The 20,422-nt window shown below is 60.6% G+C and carries 17 protein-coding genes; 10 read left to right on the top strand and 7 right to left on the bottom strand.

All coding sequences use genetic code 11. The features are described from left to right. Nucleotides 1-169: 169 nt before the first annotated feature. The gene (locus ACSV9I_RS19165) at nt 170-2,179 is read left to right on the top strand and encodes a GumC family protein (RefSeq protein WP_438330398.1); all 2,010 of its coding nucleotides are present in this window, start codon (nt 170-172) and stop codon (nt 2,177-2,179) included. Continuing rightward, on the top strand, nt 2,179-3,522 hold the full coding sequence (locus ACSV9I_RS19160; protein ID WP_438330397.1) for a UDP-phosphate alpha N-acetylglucosaminyltransferase: 1,344 nt from the start codon (nt 2,179-2,181) through the stop codon (nt 3,520-3,522). The genes ACSV9I_RS19165 and ACSV9I_RS19160 overlap by 1 nt, the downstream gene beginning before the upstream one ends. Here the strand turns inward: ACSV9I_RS19160 and ACSV9I_RS19155 are convergent. Continuing rightward, nucleotides 3,473-4,474, bottom strand: a complete 1,002-nt coding sequence (locus ACSV9I_RS19155; protein WP_438330419.1) for a glycoside hydrolase family 5 protein — start codon at nt 4,472-4,474, stop codon at nt 3,473-3,475. The two genes, ACSV9I_RS19160 and ACSV9I_RS19155, sit on opposite strands and share 50 nt — an antisense overlap. A 350-nt stretch (nt 4,475-4,824) precedes the next feature. On the opposite strand from ACSV9I_RS19155, the gene purU reads away from it, so the two are divergent. The 3 genes from purU to ACSV9I_RS19140 all read left to right on the top strand — a co-directional run bounded on the left by purU (nt 4,825) and on the right by ACSV9I_RS19140 (nt 9,322). Continuing rightward, nucleotides 4,825-5,709 carry a formyltetrahydrofolate deformylase gene (purU, locus tag ACSV9I_RS19150; protein WP_438330396.1) on the top strand — a complete coding sequence of 295 codons (885 nt, stop codon included), beginning with the start codon at nt 4,825-4,827 and terminating at the stop codon, nt 5,707-5,709. Between the two features lie 98 nt (nt 5,710-5,807). Beyond that, the gene (locus tag ACSV9I_RS19145) at nt 5,808-8,735 is read left to right on the top strand and encodes an aminotransferase (RefSeq protein ID WP_438330395.1); all 2,928 of its coding nucleotides are present in this window, start codon (nt 5,808-5,810) and stop codon (nt 8,733-8,735) included. Between the two features lie 173 nt (nt 8,736-8,908). After that, nucleotides 8,909-9,322 carry a DUF3307 domain-containing protein gene (locus ACSV9I_RS19140; protein WP_054158790.1) on the top strand — a complete coding sequence of 138 codons (414 nt, stop codon included), beginning with the start codon at nt 8,909-8,911 and terminating at the stop codon, nt 9,320-9,322. Nucleotides 9,323-9,324: 2 nt separating this feature from the next. Here ACSV9I_RS19140 and ACSV9I_RS19135 read toward each other — a convergent pair whose 3' ends face one another. After that, on the bottom strand, nt 9,325-10,227 hold the full coding sequence (locus tag ACSV9I_RS19135) for a LysR family transcriptional regulator (RefSeq protein WP_438330394.1): 903 nt from the start codon (nt 10,225-10,227) through the stop codon (nt 9,325-9,327). Between the two features lie 167 nt (nt 10,228-10,394). Between ACSV9I_RS19135 and ACSV9I_RS19130 the strand changes: the two genes are divergently transcribed. From ACSV9I_RS19130 to ACSV9I_RS19120, 3 genes are all read left to right on the top strand, one after another. Further along, a complete protein-coding gene (locus ACSV9I_RS19130) occupies nt 10,395-11,678 on the top strand; it encodes an NAD(P)/FAD-dependent oxidoreductase (RefSeq protein WP_438330393.1) in 1,284 nt (427 codons plus the stop codon). A 38-nt stretch (nt 11,679-11,716) separates the two neighbouring features. Then, entirely contained in the window at nt 11,717-13,258 is a 1,542-nt protein-coding gene (gene amaB, locus ACSV9I_RS19125; protein ID WP_438330392.1) for an L-piperidine-6-carboxylate dehydrogenase, read from the top strand. 125 nt (nt 13,259-13,383) lie between these two features. Next, a complete protein-coding gene (locus ACSV9I_RS19120; RefSeq protein WP_438330391.1) occupies nt 13,384-14,937 on the top strand; it encodes an AAA family ATPase in 1,554 nt (517 codons plus the stop codon). Here ACSV9I_RS19120 and ACSV9I_RS19115 read toward each other — a convergent pair. From ACSV9I_RS19115 to ACSV9I_RS19100, 4 genes are all read right to left on the bottom strand, one after another. Next, nucleotides 14,924-15,880 carry a TonB family protein gene (locus ACSV9I_RS19115; RefSeq protein ID WP_438330390.1) on the bottom strand — a complete coding sequence of 319 codons (957 nt, stop codon included), beginning with the start codon at nt 15,878-15,880 and terminating at the stop codon, nt 14,924-14,926. The two genes, ACSV9I_RS19120 and ACSV9I_RS19115, sit on opposite strands and share 14 nt — an antisense overlap. After that, entirely contained in the window at nt 15,877-16,350 is a 474-nt protein-coding gene (gene exbD, locus ACSV9I_RS19110) for a TonB system transport protein ExbD (RefSeq protein ID WP_054158795.1), read from the bottom strand. The genes ACSV9I_RS19115 and exbD overlap by 4 nt, the downstream gene beginning before the upstream one ends. A gap of 4 nt (nt 16,351-16,354) precedes the next feature. After that, entirely contained in the window at nt 16,355-17,533 is a 1,179-nt protein-coding gene (gene exbB, locus ACSV9I_RS19105) for a tonB-system energizer ExbB (protein WP_438330389.1), read from the bottom strand. Between the two features lie 127 nt (nt 17,534-17,660). Then, nucleotides 17,661-18,605, bottom strand: coding sequence for a 1-phosphofructokinase family hexose kinase (locus ACSV9I_RS19100; RefSeq protein WP_438330388.1), 945 nt, complete (start codon nt 18,603-18,605; stop codon nt 17,661-17,663). A gap of 218 nt (nt 18,606-18,823) precedes the next feature. On the opposite strand from ACSV9I_RS19100, the gene ACSV9I_RS19095 reads away from it, so the two are divergent. Then, a complete protein-coding gene (locus tag ACSV9I_RS19095) occupies nt 18,824-19,444 on the top strand; it encodes a riboflavin synthase subunit alpha (protein WP_438330387.1) in 621 nt (206 codons plus the stop codon). A 3-nt stretch (nt 19,445-19,447) separates the two neighbouring features. Here ACSV9I_RS19095 and ACSV9I_RS19090 read toward each other — a convergent pair whose 3' ends face one another. Then, nucleotides 19,448-19,840, bottom strand: a complete 393-nt coding sequence (locus ACSV9I_RS19090; RefSeq protein WP_054158799.1) for a response regulator — start codon at nt 19,838-19,840, stop codon at nt 19,448-19,450. 222 nt (nt 19,841-20,062) lie between these two features. Here ACSV9I_RS19090 and ACSV9I_RS19085 point away from each other — a divergent pair, with 222 nt between their 5' ends. After that, nucleotides 20,063-20,419 (top strand): hypothetical protein, encoded by a 357-nt coding sequence (locus tag ACSV9I_RS19085; protein ID WP_054158800.1) that lies wholly within the window; start codon nt 20,063-20,065, stop codon nt 20,417-20,419. Nucleotides 20,420-20,422 lie beyond the last annotated feature (3 nt).

Genomic DNA, 20,422 nt, shown 5'->3' with positions numbered 1-20,422 from the left:
ACGGTTAAGACCGGGTTCCCTGTTGGTTATGACCTCCGCGTTCAGCAATGATTAACCATGGTTTGAAAGGATAAGGCGAGGTCAGATCTCCGCCCTGCAGTCTTCGCGGCACGAGGCCGCGGCAGGCCATCATCGAACAAGCTCCCGAGAAAGCGTTCCGGACAGGGAAATGAACATCGACATTTTTCAGCTACCGGAGATCCTGGCACGCCGCTTCCGGCTGGTCATGATCATTGCCGTCTTGTGCATCGTGGTGGCGCTCGGACTTGTGTTGCGCATGACGCCGACCTTCACCTCCTCCGCCGAATTGCTGCTCGACCCGAACGGGCTTGCCAGCGAGGCCCTCGACTTGAAGGGCACACCCGCGACGACGCGGCAGGACCAGCCGAACATCGACAGCCAGATTTTCGTGATGCAGTCGAGCAATGTCATGCGCGCCGTAGTCGAACGCCTCAGCCTCGCGGACGACCTCGCATTGGTTCCGCGATCAGCCGTAGACAAGCAAGCCGCAGCCGTCGAGGCGCTGAAGACCAAGGTCAAAGTGGAACGCCAGGGGCAGTCCCTCGTCTTCACCATCGCAGCTGAGCATCCGGACGCCAAGCGGGCGGCCGATATCGCCAATGCCGTCGCCGAGATTTATCTGCAGCAACTCGACCAATCCCGGTCCGACGCGGCCCGCCGCGCCAGCACCACGTTTCAGATCCAGGCAAGCGAGCTGCGCGACAGGGTGCTGAAAGCTGAACTCGCCGTCGAACAGTTCAAGTCGGAAAACGGCCTGGCCACCACCGGCCAGCAAGGGCTGGTCATCGAGCAGCAGGTCGCCGGTCTTAGCGAACAGCTGACGGCAGCGCGCGTTGCTGAAGAACAGGCCCAGACCGCCTATGATCAGGTCCGCAACCTGACCGTTGCCTCCCTTGAAGGCGGTGCTACGCCGGAAGTCCTGCAATCCACCACCATCGGCCTCCTGCGTGATCGCTATGCCGTGCTCGTCGATCGCCGCACCCAGCTCGCCACCAATCTCGGCGCCAATCACCCGCAATTGCGGGCGATCAATTCCCAGGTCGCTAACATGCAGCAGGCGATCCAGGGCGAGCTAGACCGCATCCGTCAGTCGATGAAGGTGAGCTATGACCGCGCGGCTGCAAACACAAAGGCGCTCACCCAGCGCCTGGACAGCCTGACCGCGACAAGCTTTGACAGCGGTGCAGCGCAGATCCGCATGCGCCAGCTTGAAAACGAGGCTGATGCGGTCCGCACCCTCTACAAGACCTTTCTCAATCGCGCCGAGGAACTGGGGCAGCAGCAGACTGTCAACACCGACAATTCGCGCATCATCACAGCCGCAACACCGCTGCCGAAATCATCGGCCAAACTGAAGATCCTGATCCTGATCGCCGCAGCCCTCTTCGGCACCATTGCCGGCGCCTGCCTCGCTGTATTGAGCGAAATCCTCGTGGGGAACCGCACCGAAGAAAAGGCGACCACGTCTGATCACGACTTGCCGATCATCGCCACGCTCAAGTTCGACGCTGCCAAGCCGAAGGGGATATGGCAGCGCCTCTCCGCGATCGGAACAAGCGGTGAGCCCGAGAACGCTACCGACGGCTCTCAGGACATTCACGAGGCCGCCCGTCGCATTCTGGCCGAGATCGAGGTCCAGCGCCCTTACAATCTGATGTTCACCAAGACCGGCGACATCGTCACTGCAGCCGGAATCACCACCGATCTCGTCCAGGCCTTCACCGAGGAAGGCGAATATGTTGCCTATGCTTCGGGACCGTTGGCAGCTCGCCGCCCGAAAGCCCCACGGCGTGCCGGTCGACCAAGCGTCAACGCAGTCCTGGCAAGGGACGAACACCTGGACCTGCCGCTCTCAAACCTTCTGCACTACGACATGCTGGACGCAGCCAAGCCGGCATCGCCCGCGCCCACAAGCCGCAAGCCCAAGGTTTCAGCCTTCGCACCGAGGGAGGCCCGACGGGAGGGCGACCTGATCGTGATCAACGCCTGCGGCACTGACATCACCCAACATCTGCCGGAACTCTCCGACGAAGCCGATGCAATTGCCATCATCATCAGGCATACGGATCTCCGTTCGAAGAGCCTGTCGGCGCACCTCGCCGCATTCGGCGACAATCTCGACAAGGTCATCGGCTTGGTCGTGGTGGAGTCAGACTGATGCCGCGCGCTGCTCGCCCGGAGGCATGGCGGCGACTTAACCCTTCACCCGTGCCGACCAGCAGCGAAGGCGTCCTCACCGGGGGCCAGACCGACAGTGGTTGGCGCGGCCAGGTCGCAACATTCGCTGTCCTCGGCGGCACAACCTTCAATCTCTTCCTCTGCTTCGTTCAGACCCGGATCATGGGCGTCAGCGACGCCCATGTGATGCTGGCCGAACTGATCTTGATCGCCTCGGCCTTTCTTGCGGCCCTGTCCCGCCGCGTTGACATGTATCTGCTCTCCGCGCTGTTCATCAGCTACATGATCCTGCTGTTTGCCCTGCGCGGTGCAATCGACCTCAAGGCCCTGCGTGACATTCTGATCCCGATCGCCTTCTACTTCCTCGGCAGCGCGGTCCAGAATGCCCGCCTTGCCGATCGACTAGTGACAATCACGATCCTTATCGCGCTTGTCGTAGGGCTGTTCGAATATCTCTTTCTCGAGACCTACCTCGATTACTTCAACGTTCTCGGTTACTTCATTTCACGCGGCACCGTGACGCTTGAGGAGAGTTTCGGGGCAACACGCGGCCTGTTCATCAGCGGACTTCGCCCTGAACCGAGGACACTCCTGCCTTTTCTCGGCCAGCATCGTGTCTCCGGCGTTTTCCTGGAACCCGTCTCCGCCGGCAATTTTGGAGCGATCATCTATGCCTGGGCGCTGTTTCGCCCGGCCATGCGCCTGCGTTACTTCGTGATTGCAGCTGCCTTGACCACGATCGTGCTCGCCGATGCCCGATTCGGCTTCTTCACCTGCATCCTCGTCACGCTGATGCTGCCCTTCTACCGTCTGGTACCAAGGCTGGTCTGGGCCATCATGCCCTTCCTGATGCTGACATCAGTCGCCGTCTATGGTCTCGCGACCGGCGCAGATGGCGGTGCGAACGATATTGCCGGCCGCTTCTCCGTCACAGCCACCCTGCTGACGAAGCTCGATTTCGCCGTCATCATCGGCGCGCAGACAACCGACCAGTTCACCGCCGATTCCGGCCTTGCCTATACGCTGACAAAATTCGGCATTGTCGGCTTCGTGTTTCTATGGGCCGCGTTCGCCTATGCGCCCATCAAGGACAGGCGGGCCTGGACGTTTCATTCCATGGTGATGATTTATCTTCTGCTGCTCATGCTGATCAGCAACTCGTTCTTCTCGATCAAAACCGCAGCCCTCGTCTGGTTCCTCGTCGGCACGGCAGGCGCTGTCGACTGGTCACGGCTCTCAGGAGAACAAACTCGACCAAAGCCAAGCAACTCGCTCAGCGTTCCAAGGCGGGGCAGGTCGCAGCAGCTTCGGAAAAATCTTTGAGCGCTCTTGAGAGTCCGCGCAATTGCGGGCGGTCACCGGCCACGGTCGGCTGAATGTTCAGCGCTTCCTCTTCCGGCCACCAGTCACCCCCTGCCCAGTAGGCCCAGCCGACCCAGACGTCGCGCCCCCGCTCCATCACGGTCACCATATCTTCGAGTGCATCGACGCAGGCTTCATCCTTCGGCACGCCGAACTCGCCGAGATAGCCTCGCTTGCCGTTTTCGCGCAGCCAGCGGGTGAACTGATCAATGGCCGCAACGGCATCCTTTGCACGGGAACAGCTGTCCTTGGTGCCGGAGAAATCCTCGTCGAAATACTGGTGAACTTCATAGGCCCAGAAATCGAGAGGATCGACGACGTCAAGCATGACCCTTCCATTCGCACCGCCATAATGTTCGCCCATCCAACTATGCGCACCGGACCAGGCATTGCCCGGTACGAGGATTAGATTGCGTGCGCCGGTCTCCCGGATGGCCGCAATCGCCGCATTACTGGCTTCGAGCCATTGCGAAGTCGGCATATCGAAGGGCTCATTCATCAGACCGAAGACGATACCCTCCTGATTGCCAAACTCGTCAGCGAGTTTGCGCCAGAGCGTGGCGAAGGCCTCAAACGGAACATCAGAACCAATGACGCCACCGCGGTAGCGGGCATAATTGTGTGGATCGAGAACGACGGTCAGGCCCTCCCGTCGCAACGCAGCGACCGTGTCCTTAAGCCGCGCGAACTCCTCCGCGTCAAAATCCTGATCGAGAGATGTCTGCAACCGGCTCCAGGCAAAGGGCAGGCGCACGGAATTGAAGCCCTTGGAGGCGAAATACGAGATCGTCTTTTCAGACGGGTAGATATAGGCAGTGCCATAGGCCCCGCCCTCTTCGCCAAATTCGGCACCGGCGAGGTTGACGCCGCGAAGGCAAGCTCCCGTGGCCGCCGATACCTGTTGCGTCGCCATGGCGAAGAGAAGTGCGGCTATGCCGATCCGGCCCCGCCATCCAGCCGCAGACCCTGCGCCGCGTCGCCCCAACCCGTTCACCATGCTGCCCCTCAAATGCCGGTCACGCTATTCAAACTATTGCCCCCCGGACAAAGGTCAATGCATCGGAGCCCCGTAAACGGACAGGTGAGCAAGGCTTCGAGATCAGGTGCACGGCGAGGATGCGTCGGTGGACGGCGCAATAGGGACGGAATTTTGCGCCGCCTCGCATAATCTCGCTGACACCAAAGGGGGCGGCTGATGGCTTTCGGACGCCCCTGAGATGCGATAGAGACACGCGGCCAGTTCCGCCGAGGAGAAGTATGTCGATGACGAGCTATGTTTTGACCGTATCCTGCAAGTCCACCCGCGGCATTGTCGCGGCGATCTCCGGCTATCTGGCCGCCGAGGGCTGCAACATTGTCGATAGCTCCCAGTTCGACGACCTCGACACCGGCCAGTTCTTCATGCGCGTCTCCTTCATTTCAGAGGATGGCGCAAGCCAGGCCAAGCTCGAAAAGGGCTTCACCACCGTTGCTGAAACCTTCGGCATGACCTGGAACCTGCATGACGCCGCCAAGCGCGAGAAGGTCCTGCTGATGGTCTCCCGCTTCGGCCACTGCCTCAATGACCTTCTCTATCGCTGGAAGATCGGGGCGCTGCCGATCGAGATCGTCGGCGTCGTCTCCAACCACTTCGACTATCAGAAGGTCGTCGTGAACCACGACATCCCCTTCCACCACATCCCGGTCACCAAGGCCAACAAGCCGGAAGCCGAAGCCCGGATCATGGACCTCGTCGAACAGACCGGCACCGAACTCATCGTGCTTGCCCGCTACATGCAGATCCTGTCGGATCAGATGTGCCAAAAGATGTCCGGCAAGATCATCAACATCCATCACTCCTTCCTGCCGTCGTTCAAGGGTGCAAACCCCTACAAGCAGGCCTTCGAGCGCGGCGTGAAGCTGATCGGTGCGACCGCCCACTACGTCACCGCCGATCTCGACGAAGGTCCGATCATCGAGCAGGACGTCGCCCGCATCACCCATGCCCAGTCGGCGGAGGATTACGTCTCGATCGGCCGCGATGTTGAAAGCCAGGTGCTGGCCCGTGCCATCCACGCGCACATCCATCACCGCACCTTCATCAACGGCAACCGCACGGTCGTCTTCCCCGCAAGCCCGGGCTCTTACGCCTCCGAGCGCATGGGGTGAGCATGCTCCCAGCATAGGGCGATTGCAGCCTTACGTTGGGATAGACGCGCCTCTCGGCTCTGATAAGGTTCATCCATGATTTTCTTGGGGGAACGATCATGGCCGATTCGGCTCTTCTCCAGCGCACGGAACTGGCACGACCAAATGTGACGATTGAGGATGCCAAGGGTATCCTCAGCGACTATTTCGGCTTGAACGGCAGCCTGCGGGAACTGGGAAGCCAACAGGACCGCAACTTCCTGATCGATGCGGGCAACGAGCGCTTCGTGCTCAAGGTGACGCGAGCCGAATATCCGCGTCACGAACTGGAAGCGCAGAACCAGGCCATGGATCATCTGTTCTCCATGGATCTCGGACTTCGCGTCCCCGAACCGATCGCCGCGCTAACAGGCGAATATGTTTTGCGCTTCGAAATCGACGGCGAGCACTACTGGCTGCGGGTTCTGACCTTCCTTGATGGCGAACCCCTGACCCGCCAGAAATACCTGTCACCCGAAGTCGTCGCTGCTTTTGGCGACGTCGGCGCGAAGATTGCGATTGGCCTGAAGGAGTTCCGTCATCACGGTCTTGATCGCACGCTGCAGTGGGATCTTCGCCGCGCAGGCCCGGTCGCCCTTCACCTCCTGAAATCGGTGAAGGATCAGAAGCAGCGGGACCGCATCGCAAAGGCGATGATCGTCGCAGTCAAACGAATCCAGCCGCTCGCCGCCGCCTTGCGGGTCCAGCCAATCCACCATGACATCACCGATGACAACATCGTTGCAAGACCGGATGCCAAGGGTCGACTGATGCCGGATGGCGTGATCGACTTCGGTGACGTGATGAACGGCTGGCTGGTCGCAGATCTGGCCGTGACCTGTGCCTCCCTGCTGCACCATGCCGACGGCGATCCCTTTTTCATCCTGCCGGCGATCCGCGCCTTCCATGCACGTTACCCCCTTGAAGAGGGGGAACTGAAGGCCCTTTGGCCGCTGGTCGTCGCCCGCGCCGGCATTCTCGTGGCGAGCAGCGAACAGCAGCTCTCGATCGATCCGGACAATGACTACGTGCTCGGCAATATCGGCCACGAACGCGAAATCTTCGAGCTGGCGACGTCCGTCCCCTTCTCGTTGATGGAGGCCGCGATCCTCGATGCAGCCGGCCACGCACTGCCAGAACCGGACCTGAGCCAAGCATCGGCCCTGCTGCCGGAGATCGCGCCGGAACGGCTTCGCTTCACCGATCTCAGCGTGCTCAGCCCCGCACTCGTGGCCGACAACTGGGCCGACCCTGAGATCGACTGGAAGCTTCTCGCCCGCGCAGCGATCGAGACCGGCGTCGCGTCCACCCGATATGGCGAATGCCGGCTGTCTTATACCAAGACCAGATCCGCACAGCCGCCAGCGACGTTTGCCCTTCATGTCGATGTCTGCCTGCCGGGCGGCACGCAAGCGGCCGCCCCGTTCGACGCGACGATCCTGCGAGACGGTCACCATCTGATTCTGTCCACACCGGACCTGTCCCTGCATCTCGACGGCATCGAGACGACCCTCGAAAACGGTGCGAAAATTGCAGCCGGCGATCCAATCGGCCATGTCGGCGGTGCACCCGGGGGCGTGGGTGGCCTGCGCATCCAGCTCTGCCGCGACCCTGACCTTGTCCCACCGCTCTTTGCCAAACCGCGGCAAAGCGAGGTTTGGCGGCGGATATGCCCTTCCCCGTCCCAGCTCCTTGGCATTGATGTCGATGCGCCCGCATCGGCAAGCGGAAAGTTGCTTGCGCGCCGTAAGGCAACATTCGCTGGTGCTCAGAAGAATTATTATGCCAATCCGCCACAAATAGAGCGCGGCTGGCGCGAGCATCTCTTCGACGTCGACGGTCGCGCCTATCTCGACATGGTCAATAACGTCACCATCCTCGGTCACGGCAATCCGAAGCTTGCAGAAGCCGTTGGCCGCCAATGGGCGCTTTTGAACACCAATTCACGCTTCCACTATGCAGCCGTCGCCGAATTTTCCGATCGCCTCGCAGCCCTCGCACCCGAAGGGCTCGACACCGTCTTCCTGGTCAATTCCGGCTCTGAAGCCGTCGACCTCGCCATTCGTCTGGCTTGGGCTCATACCGGCTCGCGTCATATGCTCAGCCTGCTCGAGGCCTATCACGGCTGGACGGTGGCCAGCGACGCCGTCTCCACCTCGATCGCCGACAATCCTCGCGCACTGGAAACGAGGCCTGACTGGGTCCACCCTGTCCTTTCACCCAACACCTATCGTGGCCGCTTCCGCGGGGACGACACCACAGACGCCTATGTCGCAGCCGTGGCCGAGAAGCTCGCAACCATCGAGGAGAGCGGCGCCGGGCTCGCGGGCTTCATTGCCGAGAGCGTCTATGGCAATGCCGGCGGCATCCCGCTGCCGTCAGGCTACCTCGATCAGGTCTATGCCATGGTCCGAGAACGCGGCGGGCTCTGCATCGCGGACGAAGTGCAGGTCGGCTATGGTCGCCTTGGCCATCATTTCTGGGGTTTCGAGCAGCAGGGCGTCGTGCCTGACATCATCACGGTCGCCAAGGGCATGGGCAATGGCCAGCCCCTCGGCGCTGTGATCACGCGACGCGAGATCGCTGACAATCTGGAGAGGGAAGGATACTTCTTCTCCTCTTCCGGCGGTAGCCCGGTCAGTTGTGTCGTTGGAATGACGGTCCTCGACATTATGCAGGAAGAGGGTTTGCAGGACAATGCGCGCGCAGTCGGCGATCATTTGAAAGCCCGGCTCGAAGCACTTGGCGAGCGTTTTTCCCTCGTGGGCGCAGTTCATGGCATGGGTCTCTATCTCGGCCTCGAATTTGTTCTCGACCGCAACACACTCGAACCCGCAACCCGGGAAACGGCTTCCATCTGTGACCGGCTCCTGGAGCTTGGCGTAATCATGCAGCCGACTGGCGATCACCTGAATGTGTTGAAAATCAAGCCGCCGCTCTGCCTGTCGCGTGACAGTGCGGACTTCTTCGTCGATATGCTCGAAAAAATACTGACTGAAGGATGGTGACCACTTCTCGCAGCTTGGAAAGTGGCGTGAGATGTGTCACCCCACGCCACCGATGACTTAAAGAACGTCTTTGCGCGATATGGCAAAGATCAAGTTTGGGTGTATTGAGACTGCGCTTTGCAGAAAGTTGCTCCCCTTCATGCGTCGGGGATCAAAGCCTTAAGGACATATGCATGCCCATTGCCTCGGGTTCGATCTCCGCCAACGCCCTGATTTTGGCAACCGCGCTCTTCATTTTCAAACAACTGGTCGCGGACTATTTCCTTCAGACCACTTGGATGGCCCTGGGCAAGGAAAAGCCCAAGGGGTGGCTTCCGCCGCTTGTCGCGCATGTGAGCGTGCATGCGGCTTGCACGCTCACGATCTGCCTGACACTGAGCCCCGCCCTGTTCTGGCTCGCCCTCGTCGATTTTGTTATCCACGGCACCATCGACCGCAGCAAGTCATTGATGCAATTGAGGCTGCAGCTGTCGCCTAATCAGGGCAAATACTGGTGGCTGCTGGGATCCGACCAGACATTGCATCACCTTACGCATCTGGCCTTCGCGGTCGCGATTGCCTCAAGCGTCATGACACCAGCCCTTTGAATTTACGAGGTTTTGGCAACTTCGCCGAGGATCCAGTCACGAAAAGCGACCAGCGGCGGATATGACGCCCGCTCCTTGGGACACGCCAGATAGTAACGCTGCTGGCTCGCCATTGGCTGATCTATTGCCGCCACGAGATCCCCTCGCTCCAGCTCGTCCCTGAACAGGAAAGTCGGCAAAAGCGCGACCCCGAGCCCTCCGATCGCCGCTTGTGATACGGTCGCAAACTGGTCGAACAACATTCCATGGACACTGCCGAATGGCACTTCGGCATGAGTGAACCAGCGCTCCCACGCATCTGGGCGTGTGGTCAGATGCAGGAGTGGCACCGACAGAAGATCGCCAGGTTCTGCAATTCGGTGGGCTGCCTTGAAGGCCGGGCTGCAGGCCGGAATCGTCTCCTCCTGCATCAGGAACATTAGCTCCGCACCGGGCCAGACGGCATCGCCGAAATGAATGGCCGCATCAATGGAATCCAGCCGAAAATCAAATGGCGCGATCCGGGTCACGAGATTGATGGTGATACCGGGATTGAGAGCAAGGAAATGTCCCAGCCGCGGTGCAAGCCAGCGCGCACCGAAAGTTGGCAGGATGGCAAGATTGAGTGTGCCACCATGGGGATTGGCACGCAGATTAAGCGATGCGCTCGAAATTCGCCGAAGCGCCTCCCGGATCTCCCGCGCATAGCCATCACCGGCGACAGTCAGGCGGATGGTCTGCCGCTCTCGCAGGAAGAGTTCGACACCCAGCTGGCTCTCCAGCGCCTTGATCTGACGGCTGACCGCACTCTGGGTCAAATCAAGTTCGCGCGCGGCCGCCGTAATACTGCCGGTGCGTGCCGCAGCCTCGAAGGCAGCCAGCAATGAAAGCGAGGGCAGGAAGCGGCGGGCGGGCAACATGGTCATACCCTCACGGAATGATCTCTTGAGAATTTATCGCTGGAATGGCGTAGAATGCTCTTCTAGGAATCGCAAGACTGTACCCAAGCGGAATGACATGCGGACATGCCGCAGATCGAACCGCACCGTCGCGGATGTGCTCCGCAATGGCCCTTTAACCTGCGGAACACACCATGCTCGATGATCCACGCTCTCACGGCCTTTGGGAAAAGACAGCACCAGCTGCTCCGGTAACAACGGCTCTGCAGGGCGACCATGCGACAGACGTCGTAATTGTCGGTGGTGGCTATACGGGTCTGTCCGCCGCCCTGCATCTCGCGGAAGCCGGTACACGCGTGATCCTGCTTGAAGCGAAGGAAATCGGCTTTGGCGGTGCGGGCCGCAATGTCGGGCTGATCAATGCCGGCATGTGGGTCATGCCCGACGACCTGCCCGGTGAACTTGGTCCGGTTTACGGCGAGCGCCTGCTGGATTTGCTCGGCAACGGGCCGCAAACCGTCAAGGATCTCATCGACCGCCACGGCATTGCATGCGAACTGGAACGGGCCGGCACACTGCATTGCGCTGTCGGCAAGTCCGGCCAGAAGGAAATCGAGGCACGCGCCGAACAGTGGCAGCGTCGCGGAGCACCGGTGGACCTGCTCGATGCAGCGGAGACCGAAGGCAAAATCGGGACGCGCACCTATGGAGGCAGCCTGCTCGATCGTCGAGCCGGCACCCTGCAGCCGCTTGCCTATGTCCGGGGCCTTGCCCATGCGGCCGCCAAAGCGGGCGCTACCCTCCACACAGAAAGCCCGGTAGACGCTTATGAGAAAACGGCAACAGGCTGGCGCGTGACAACGGGCGCGGGCAGTGTCATCGCGCAGTGGATCGTCGTTGCAACAGATGCTTACAGCGAAGGCCCGTTCAAGACCGTCCGCGAGGAACAGGTCCACCTTCCCTATTTCAATTTCGCCACGGCACCATTGAGCGACAACTTGCAGAAGTCGATCCTTGCCGAACGGCAGGGCTGCTGGGACACGAAGGAAGTGCTGACCTCCTTCCGCATGGACAAGGCCGGACGCATGGTCTTCGGCAGCGTCGGCGCCCTGCGCGGCACGGGCCTTCCCATTCATCGGGCCTGGGCGCGCCGCGCCCTGAAATCGGTTTTCCCGCAGATCGGCGATGTACCATTCGAATGCGAATGGTACGGCAAGATCGGCATGACCACCAACAACCTGCCGCGCTTCCATAAGTTCGCGCCCGGCGTCATCGGTTTCTCCGGTTATAACGGGCGTGGCATTGCCCCCGGCACTGTCTTCGGCAAAACGCTCGCCGCGCATATTCTGGGCCAGATCGCCGAGGACGCGTTGCCGCTACCGTTGACCGCGCCGGAAACCCCGCCCTTCCGCACGCTCAAGGAAGCATGGTACGAGACGGGCGCCCAGCTGGCACATCTGGCCGGCGCCCGGTTTTAAACAGACCAAAACCAGGAACACCTGACGGAAGGACCATCATGACCCTCGCCAATCTCAATTTTTCGGCGGAAACAGCAAAACTGATGGCAAGCTTCGGCGTCGATGCAAAGACGCTTGCAGGCGGCACGCTGTCGGTCCGCTCGCCCATCAATGGCGAAACCATCGCAGCCGTCACGGAAATATCCGCCGGGGACACTGCAAAGGCAATTGACGCAGCGCATCAGGCATTCCTCGAATGGCGCCTCGTACCTGCCCCGCAGCGCGGCGAACTGATCCGCCTTCTCGGCGAGGAACTGCGCGCCGCAAAGACCGAACTCGGCCGCCTCGTGTCGATCGAAGTCGGCAAGATCACCTCCGAGGGGCTTGGTGAAGTCCAGGAAATGATCGACATCTGCGACTTCGCGGTCGGCCTGTCGCGCCAGCTTTACGGTCTCACCATCGCCACCGAACGCGCCGAACACCGGATGATGGAGACCTGGCACCCGCTTGGCGTTACCGGCATCATCTCGGCCTTCAACTTCCCCGTCGCCGTTTGGTCGTGGAATGCAGCACTTGCCATGGTCTGCGGCAATCCAACTGTCTGGAAGCCTTCGGAAAAGACCCCACTGACCGCAATCGCTACCCAGGCCATCTTCGAGAAGGCGCTGAAGCGCTACAACGCGTCGGGCGGCAAGGCCCCGGCAAACCTCTCTACCCTCTTGATTGGCGGCCGCGACATTGGCGAGATCATGGTTGATCACCCGAAGGTGCCGCTGATTTCGGCAACCGGCTCGACGGCCATGGGTCGCGCTGTCGGTCCGCGTGTCGCTGCCCGCTTCGGCCGTTCGATTCTCGAACTCGGCGGCAACAACGCCGCCATCGTCTGCCCGTCGGCCGACCTTGACCTCACACTTCGCGGTGTTGCCTTCTCCGCCATGGGCACAGCCGGCCAGCGCTGCACGACCTTGCGCCGCCTCTTCGTGCACGAAAGCGTCTACGATACGCTGGTGCCGCGCCTGATCAAGGCTTACGCCTCCGTCACCATAGGCAATCCGCTACAAAACGGCACTCTCATTGGTCCCCTGATTGACAAGGGCTCTTATGAGCGCATGCAATCGGCCCTGACTGCGGCCAAGTCTATGGGCGGCACCGTCCATGGCGGCGACCGCGTCCATGCCAGCGATGCAGCTGAGGCATTTTACGTGCGTCCAGCACTCGTGGAGATGCCCGCGCAGTCCGGCCCGGTCGTTGACGAGACCTTCGCGCCGATCCTCTACGTCATCAAATACAGCGACTTCGATGCCGCACTTGCCATGAACAACGACGTCCCGCAGGGGCTGTCCTCGTCGATTTTCACTAATGACATCCGCGAGGCCGAAGCCTTCGTATCCGATCGCGGTTCCGACTGCGGCATCGCCAATGTCAATATCGGCCCCTCGGGTGCTGAAATCGGTGGCGCCTTCGGCGGTGAAAAGGAAACTGGTGGTGGCCGTGAATCGGGTTCCGACAGCTGGAAGGCCTATATGCGCCGCCAGACCAATACAGTGAACTACGGCCGCACCCTGCCACTGGCGCAGGGCGTGAAGTTCGACATCGAATAAACTGCCAAGGGCCGGTGTTTTCCACCGGCCCTTTTTTCTTCGACAAAGGTCGGGCACGGATCGACTGTTCATCGACGCCCGTTTCCGCGACACTGGCCTGACCAGCCCAATTTGCGGAAAGCGAAATGCAGTTCGACGACCAGTCCGCCACGATTGCCTTCCTATCGGACCCTGCCTCTTATACGGATGCAGAGGACGTCCAGGTTATCGAGACTCATATCTCGATCATCGCGCTCGCCGGGGATCGCGCCTACAAGCTCAAGCGTGCGGTAAAGCTGCCCTACGCCGATTTTTCGACCCTTGCCCTGCGCCTGAAATATTGCCGCGCTGAGGTCGAGTTGAACGGCCGGACCGCGCCGGAAATCTATCTTGGCGTGCGCTCCGTGATCCGGAGCAAGGACGGGACGCTGGCCTTCGCTGCAGATGACGCGGATGCTGATGTCATCGACTATGTCGTCGAGATGTCTCGCTTTTCGCAAGCCAAGCTGTTTGACCGGCTCGCCGAGCAGGGGCAGTTGAGCAAGCCGCTCATGGAAGAGACGGCCGAACGGATTGCCGACTTTCACAGCTCCGCCGAAATCCGCCACGAGGGCAGCGGCAGCGCCAATCTCGGTGCGGTGCTCGACATCAATGAAGCGGCCTTCGCCTCGGCTAACATCTTTCCAGCGAGACGTATCGCGTCACTGAACGCAGCTTTCCGCGCCGCCTGGAGCGCCGAGAGTGATCGCCTCGACCGTCGCGAAATGGAAGACGCCGTCCGGCTCTGCCACGGCGACCTTCATCTGAGGAACCTGTTCCTCGGCCCCCACGGTCCCCGCATGTTCGACTGTATCGATTTCAACGAAAAGCTCGCAGTCTCCGATGTTTTGTATGATCTCGCTTTTCTGCTGATGGATCTCTGGCACCGCGATCTCCCGGATTTTGCCAACATCGTCGTCAACCGTTACCTGGACCGCATGAATGACGAGGGCGGATTTGCCGCCCTGCCGCTGTTCATGGCCGTGCGTGCCGCCATCCGCGCACATGTCTCGGCCACCCGGATTTCACAGGCGAACGACCAGACGGTAGCATTGCTGACGGAGGCAGAAGCCTATGTCGATCTCGCAGAACGCCTATTGCGGCCCCAGACATCGATTCTTATTGCAATCGGCGGCTTGAGTGGGTCGGGCAAGTCAACGCTTGCCGAGGCTCTAGCGCCCAGGCTTGGGCAGGCACCGGGCGCAAGACTGCTCGAAAGTGATAGGATCCGTCGATCCTTCCTCGCGCTCCCGCGTGGGGTCAAGATGCCGCCGGAGGCCTATCTCCCTGATATGTCTGCTCGTGTTTATCAAAGCCTTTTCGACAAAGCGCAAATCATCGTCAGCTCTGGCGCATGCGCCGTGGTCAATGCGGTGTTCGACCGGGAGGGCGACAGGCGAGCCATCGAAGACGTGGCGAAGCGCAACGCCGTTCCATTTGTGGGTCTATGGCTAGATGTCGATACGCAGGTTCTGCGAGAGCGCCTTGAAGCCCGTCCAAAATTGGATTCGGATGCAACCGTCGAGATCCTCGACATGCAGATGCGGCGGGATCTGGGGCCCCTCGACTGGACCCATGTGCGCAACGATGCGACACCGGCCGAATTGCTCGCCCGGGTCCTCACTATGGTGCCCGCCTCGATCCGCCTCAACGGATATTGAAGCGAACCGGCGTGGTGATGGTCTTATTGACACCTGCAGGGGGTGCCGGAACCGGCGATGCCCGACGCACCATATCGAGAACCGCATTGTCGAGGGCCGTCGATCCCGACGAGCGCGACAGGGATACCGTCAAGACATTGCCGGAATCGTCGATCTTGAAACGAACATAGACAGTGCCCTCTTCGCGGTTACGACGCGCCTCTGGCGGGTACTTCTTCCGCCGCTCCAGATGCGATGCCAGCCGCGACTGCCATTTTGCCGGCGATACGCTGCTTCGGCCAGTGCTGTTGCTGGTCGCAGCAGCGGCATTCCGGTTGGACTGCGCGACCTGGGCTTCGGCCTTGCGAGCCGCCTGCGAAGCTTGCACCTGCACCTGCGGCTTCTGCTTCTTCACCACCTGCTTTTTCACCGGATCGGGCTTCTTTTCCGGCGCCGGCTTCGGCCGCATCATCGGCACGGGTACCTCGACATTTTCGAGCTGCGCCATCACCAGTTCCTCAATCGGATCCACGGTCTCGACCGGCTCGGGAAGCGGCTCAGGCTCGATCGGCAAGGGCTCGACGACGGGTTCCACAACCGGCTCGACGACTTCGGGTTCCGGTTCGGGTAACGGCTCTGGTGGCAGCGGTTCCGGCATGGGTTCCGGCGGAGGTTCCACAACCGGCTCGATGATCGGCTCGGCGGTTGCGGTCTTGACCTCCTCAGCATCGACCTCCTCGGTCGTCAACTCCGTTTCCTCGGTATTGACGGCCTCAGGCTCAGGCGCGAGTTCGATCATGATCGCCGGCGGCGGTCCACCATCGGCGATGACGACGTCAGGTTCCTGCAACAGCAGCGCCACAGCACCGGCATGAACGGCACCGATGATCACGAAGGCCGAAGTCCACAAGGCCCACTCACCGATTACACGGCCTGTCGAGCGGCGCTCGTCGAGCATGGTCATGGGGTGGGCTCCGTGGCAGAAGCAGGCTCCGCCGCACTCTGCGGCATGGGAAGTTGTTCCAGGCCCACAAGGGCGATCTTGAGATAGCCGGCATCGCGCAGCAGGTTCATGATCTCCATGAAGCTGCCATAGTCGACCGCCTTGTCGGCGCGCAGGAAGATCCGGGTCTCCTTGTTGGCCTGGGTCAAGCGATCCAGCGATGCACCAAGCTCTTCGCGCGCCACGGTGTCATTGCCCAGTGCAAGGCTCATATCGCCCTTGAGCGAAACATAAACCGGCTCATCCGGACGCTTGGCCGGCTGCGCGGTCGAGGCGGGCAGATCGATATTGACATCCACAGTCGACAACGGCGCTGCCACCATGAAGATGATCAAGAGCACCAGCATGACGTCGATGAATGGCGTCACATTGATTTCGTGGTTCTCGGATAGATCGTCGCCAGAACCGTTTTCGCGAATGCCGCCGGCCATGGTCTCACTCCGCCGCTTGTCTGACGTCCTTGCCGCCCGTGGCGAGCAAGGCGCTCTTGCGATAGTCCAGATCGCGGCTCACCAGCCGTTCGATCCCCGCACCGGCATCGGCAAGTAGCTGCCGGTAGCCGGTAACAGACCGCGCAAAAACGTTGTAGATGATGACGGCCGGAATGGCCGCGACGAGACCAATTGCCGTCGCCAGCAGCGCTTCCGCAATACCAGGCGCAACGACCGCAAGATTGGTCGTCTGCGTTTCGGCAATGCCGATGAACGAATTCATGATGCCCCAGACCGTGCCGAACAGACCGACGAAAGGCGCAGTAGAGCCAATGCTCGCCAGCACGCCGGTGCCCTTGGACATCTGGCGACCGGCACGAGCTTCGATGCGGCCAAGTGCCGAGGCCACACGCTCCTTGACCCCATCACCACCAACGCGATCAATGGCAGCATCGGAAGACAGCATTTCATGCTGGGCGGCACGGACCATTGAGGCAACCACGCCCGGCCGGTTCTCCAGCACAGACAGCGCGTCCTTCAGATGGCGCGCCTTGAGGATCGCCTTCAGTCCACGATTGGCGCGAGCCCGTGCGCCGAAAAGCTGCAGCGATTTGGCGACCCAGACGGTCCAGGTCACCAGGGAAGCGAATGCGAGCGACAGCATCACCGACTTCACGATCCAGTCGGCGGCCATGAACATGCCTTCGGGCGACAGGTCATGCGGGATGGTGTCTGCGGCATCCGTTGCGGGTGCGGTGCTAGCCGGCGCCGGTGTCGCGGGTGCTGCCGTTTCCAGGTTCGATGTCGGCGGCAAGGGCTCGGCCGGCGCGACCTGAACCTCAGCAGGAACAGTGCCCGCAGGAGCAGCCGAAGAAGACGGAGCAGCTGTGCTGTTCGTGTTCCCAGACGCCTGAGGTGCGGCCGCTCGCGGAGCAGCCTCTACCGGGGCTGGCGCCGTTGCAGGCGACAGAACCGGAGACGGCTGGGTCACCGCAGGTGCTGCCTGCGTCGCGGCAGACGGCGTCGGTGCGTCAGCGGGGAGAGTGCTGGCCTGAGGCACAACGGGCTGTGGCGCAGCCGGCGTGGTGGACACGTCTTGCGCCTGTACAGATGCTGCAAGCAGAAGCGCAATAAGCGTAAAACCGATGCGTTTCGATGAAGGTCCCGAATGGATGAGCGACATTGGGAGCTCCTTATAAATTCGTGCTGAGAGTAAACCGCCAGCCTTGCTGGCCTTGCATCTCCCTTAATAAACTTGACCCAGAGTGACAAGTAATATCCGAATCTAACCAGACATTTTCACGAAGCTTTCAACCGCGCGCCCCTTCGGGCGCCATTTTGGAGCCCTCGTAGAGACGCAACACGTCCGCCCGTCTGCAAAGCTCCGTGCCTGCGGTCATTACAGTTGCAGCGCCAGCAGCCTGTCCGAAACGGAAGGCGTCTGCCACGCTATGTCCTTCGGCAAGTGACCAGACCATGCCGGCAACGAAACTGTCTCCGGCACCGGTTGCCGAATTGACCGGCACGTCGATCGCCGCAAGCCGGACAATGCGATCAGCCGAAACGAGGATTGCACCATCGGCACCAAGCGTGACCGCGATATGCTCGGCAATTCCCTGCCGCACATAATCCTGAGCAACAGGACCAACCACATCATGCCCCAGTTTGCGGCCAACAAAACTCTCAAATTCGCCAAGACTGGGCTTGACCAAAAAGACCCTCGCCTTGGTCAGAACTTCCGTGAGCGCGTCGCCAGACGTGTCGAGAATAAACTTCGCGCCTCTCGCTTCCGCGAATGCAGCGAGCCGGACATAGGTATCGCTGGATACCCCGCGTGGCAGGCTGCCGCTGGCCACGACATAATCCGCATCGCTCCTCCGCACGGCCTCCATCAGCGGCTCCAGTTCCACATCCGTAACGAGCGGTCCCTCGGGTACGAAGCGATATTCGAGCCCGGTCGAGCTCTCGCGAACAGCATAGGCAACGCGGACCGGATCATGGATTGGAAAGGGACGCTCGACAATCGGCAAGGGCCGCAGCATGGCCTGAAGCAACTCGCCGGTGGCACCACCGGACAGGAACATCAACTCGCACTCAGCCCCAAGCTCCGCCAGCACGCGCGCGACATTCACGCCACCTCCCCCGGGAAACTGTTGCTGGTTATGGGTCCGGGTCTTGTGCGTATGACGCACCACCTCGGCTTCACTGGAAATATCGATGGCGGGATTGAGAGCGATGGTGAGAATTTTCTTCATCAAACGACCATTCTGCTAGACAGCGACAAACGTAATGAGAGCTAAAGCCGGTGGAACAAGCGTATCAAACAGGCTCGGAACCGAAAGGGCGTGGCTGATCCAACCCTGAAAGATGCCCCCCTGTCCCTGAACCCAACCTATGCCAGAGATGGTCTAACGGCATTGTGTTTCGACAAAGAGACACTATTTTTCGCTGAACAGTTCGAGGAAAGACCAACATGTATACCGGCATCGTCCAGACCGTCGCGCCCGTCACCGAAGTTACCCGCCATGACGGCTACACCACCTTTGCTATCGATCTGCCGGAAACCCTGCTCGATGATCTGAAGCTCGGTGCCAGCGTTTCGGTCGAGGGTGTCTGCCTGTCCGTGACATCGATGGCCGGCTCGACGGTCACCTTTGACGCCATGGATGCCACGCTTGATCGCACAAACCTGGGACGTCTCAAGGGAGGCAGCACTGTCAACATCGAGCGCTCGGCCAAGCCAACGGATGAAAACGGCGGCCATAACATTGCGGGCCACATCGCAACGACGGCAGAGATCGTTGCAGCCAAGTTCGAAATGCCGGGCGCCTTCATCCGGTTCAAGATGCCGGAAGAATGGTCGAAATACGTGTTCAAGCGCGGCTATCTGGCCGTGAACGGTGCGAGCCTCACCGTGGCGGAAGCGGAAGGGGACGAGTTCACCATCAACCTCATTCCGGAAACTTTGCGCCAGACGACGTTTGCCGACTATGCGGTCGGCGACGCAATCAACATTGAGGTCGATCACCAGACCATGGTGATGGTCGACGTGGTTGAACGCACACTCGAGCGCCTGATGGCGAAACGCAGCTGACCCTTAGTGATGCCTTGCACTGCCAAAGCCATTCTGACCGGGCGATAGAGCGTTGACGACCTTGCTGTAGTCTGCGGGTTTCGCCGTGCACAATTCGCGCGGAATGCCGTTGTCGGCGATCTCCTGGAACGTGGACCCCGAAACGACGCGGAAGGGAATTCCACGGACACGAAGTTTCTGAACAACAGGCGTAATCATGCCGTCCCGCACCTGAAAATCAAGAATGGCAGCCGAGACATGTTCGGTGTCGAGGATAATCAGCGCTTCCTCGACGCTCTCTGCGGTAATGACATTTACGCCGGCTCGTTCAGCGGCATCGGCTGCATCCATCGAGATGAAAAGATCGTCCTCAACGATGAGGATTGTGTCGATCGCAAGTGCTTTCTCAGTCCGCATGACAAATCTCCTTTGGCTGCTCAACGCCCGAGAGCGGACTTAGTTCGGCTTTGCCTAAAATTCAAAATATCATGGTAAACAGTGCGTTAACCGTGTCAGAGATGGAACATTGCGCCCCATGCGACCCGCATGCCCCGGAATGCCTCTCCCGCACAATGCACACGATGGAACAACCCGCCATCCGTAGCGTTTCGTGCACACCAACAGCCAAGGAGGGCTACAATGCAAATCATCGGGACAGAAGTGACCGAGACGTCGGGCACAGCAACCATCGTGGAATTTCGCGGGGATGGCGGTGAACGCATCGCCGTCACCATGGCGCAGGGCGAAGATCGGCTTGCCAGCGAGGACGCCGTGGCGAAGGCGCAGGTGATGCTCCTCCAGGCCGCGAGCTTTGGTACCTCGGCAGATCCGACCAATACGGAGTCTAGCGATGCCGTCGACAGCCTGCGTCAGGAGCAAGCGGATCAGGACAGCAGGAAAAGCGATCTGCAGGAAGGCCTCGAAGACACCTTCCCGGCCAGCGACCCGGTCTCCGCAACCTACACCTCGACGCCTGGCTCTGATCAGCGCCACTAACTA

The organism is Rhizobium sp. G187 (genome assembly GCF_051549525.1).
Classification (GTDB): domain Bacteria; phylum Pseudomonadota; class Alphaproteobacteria; order Rhizobiales; family Rhizobiaceae; genus Allorhizobium.
The sequence above is the reverse complement of the archived record's forward strand: the minus strand, read 5'-3'. Positions and strand labels throughout refer to the sequence as shown.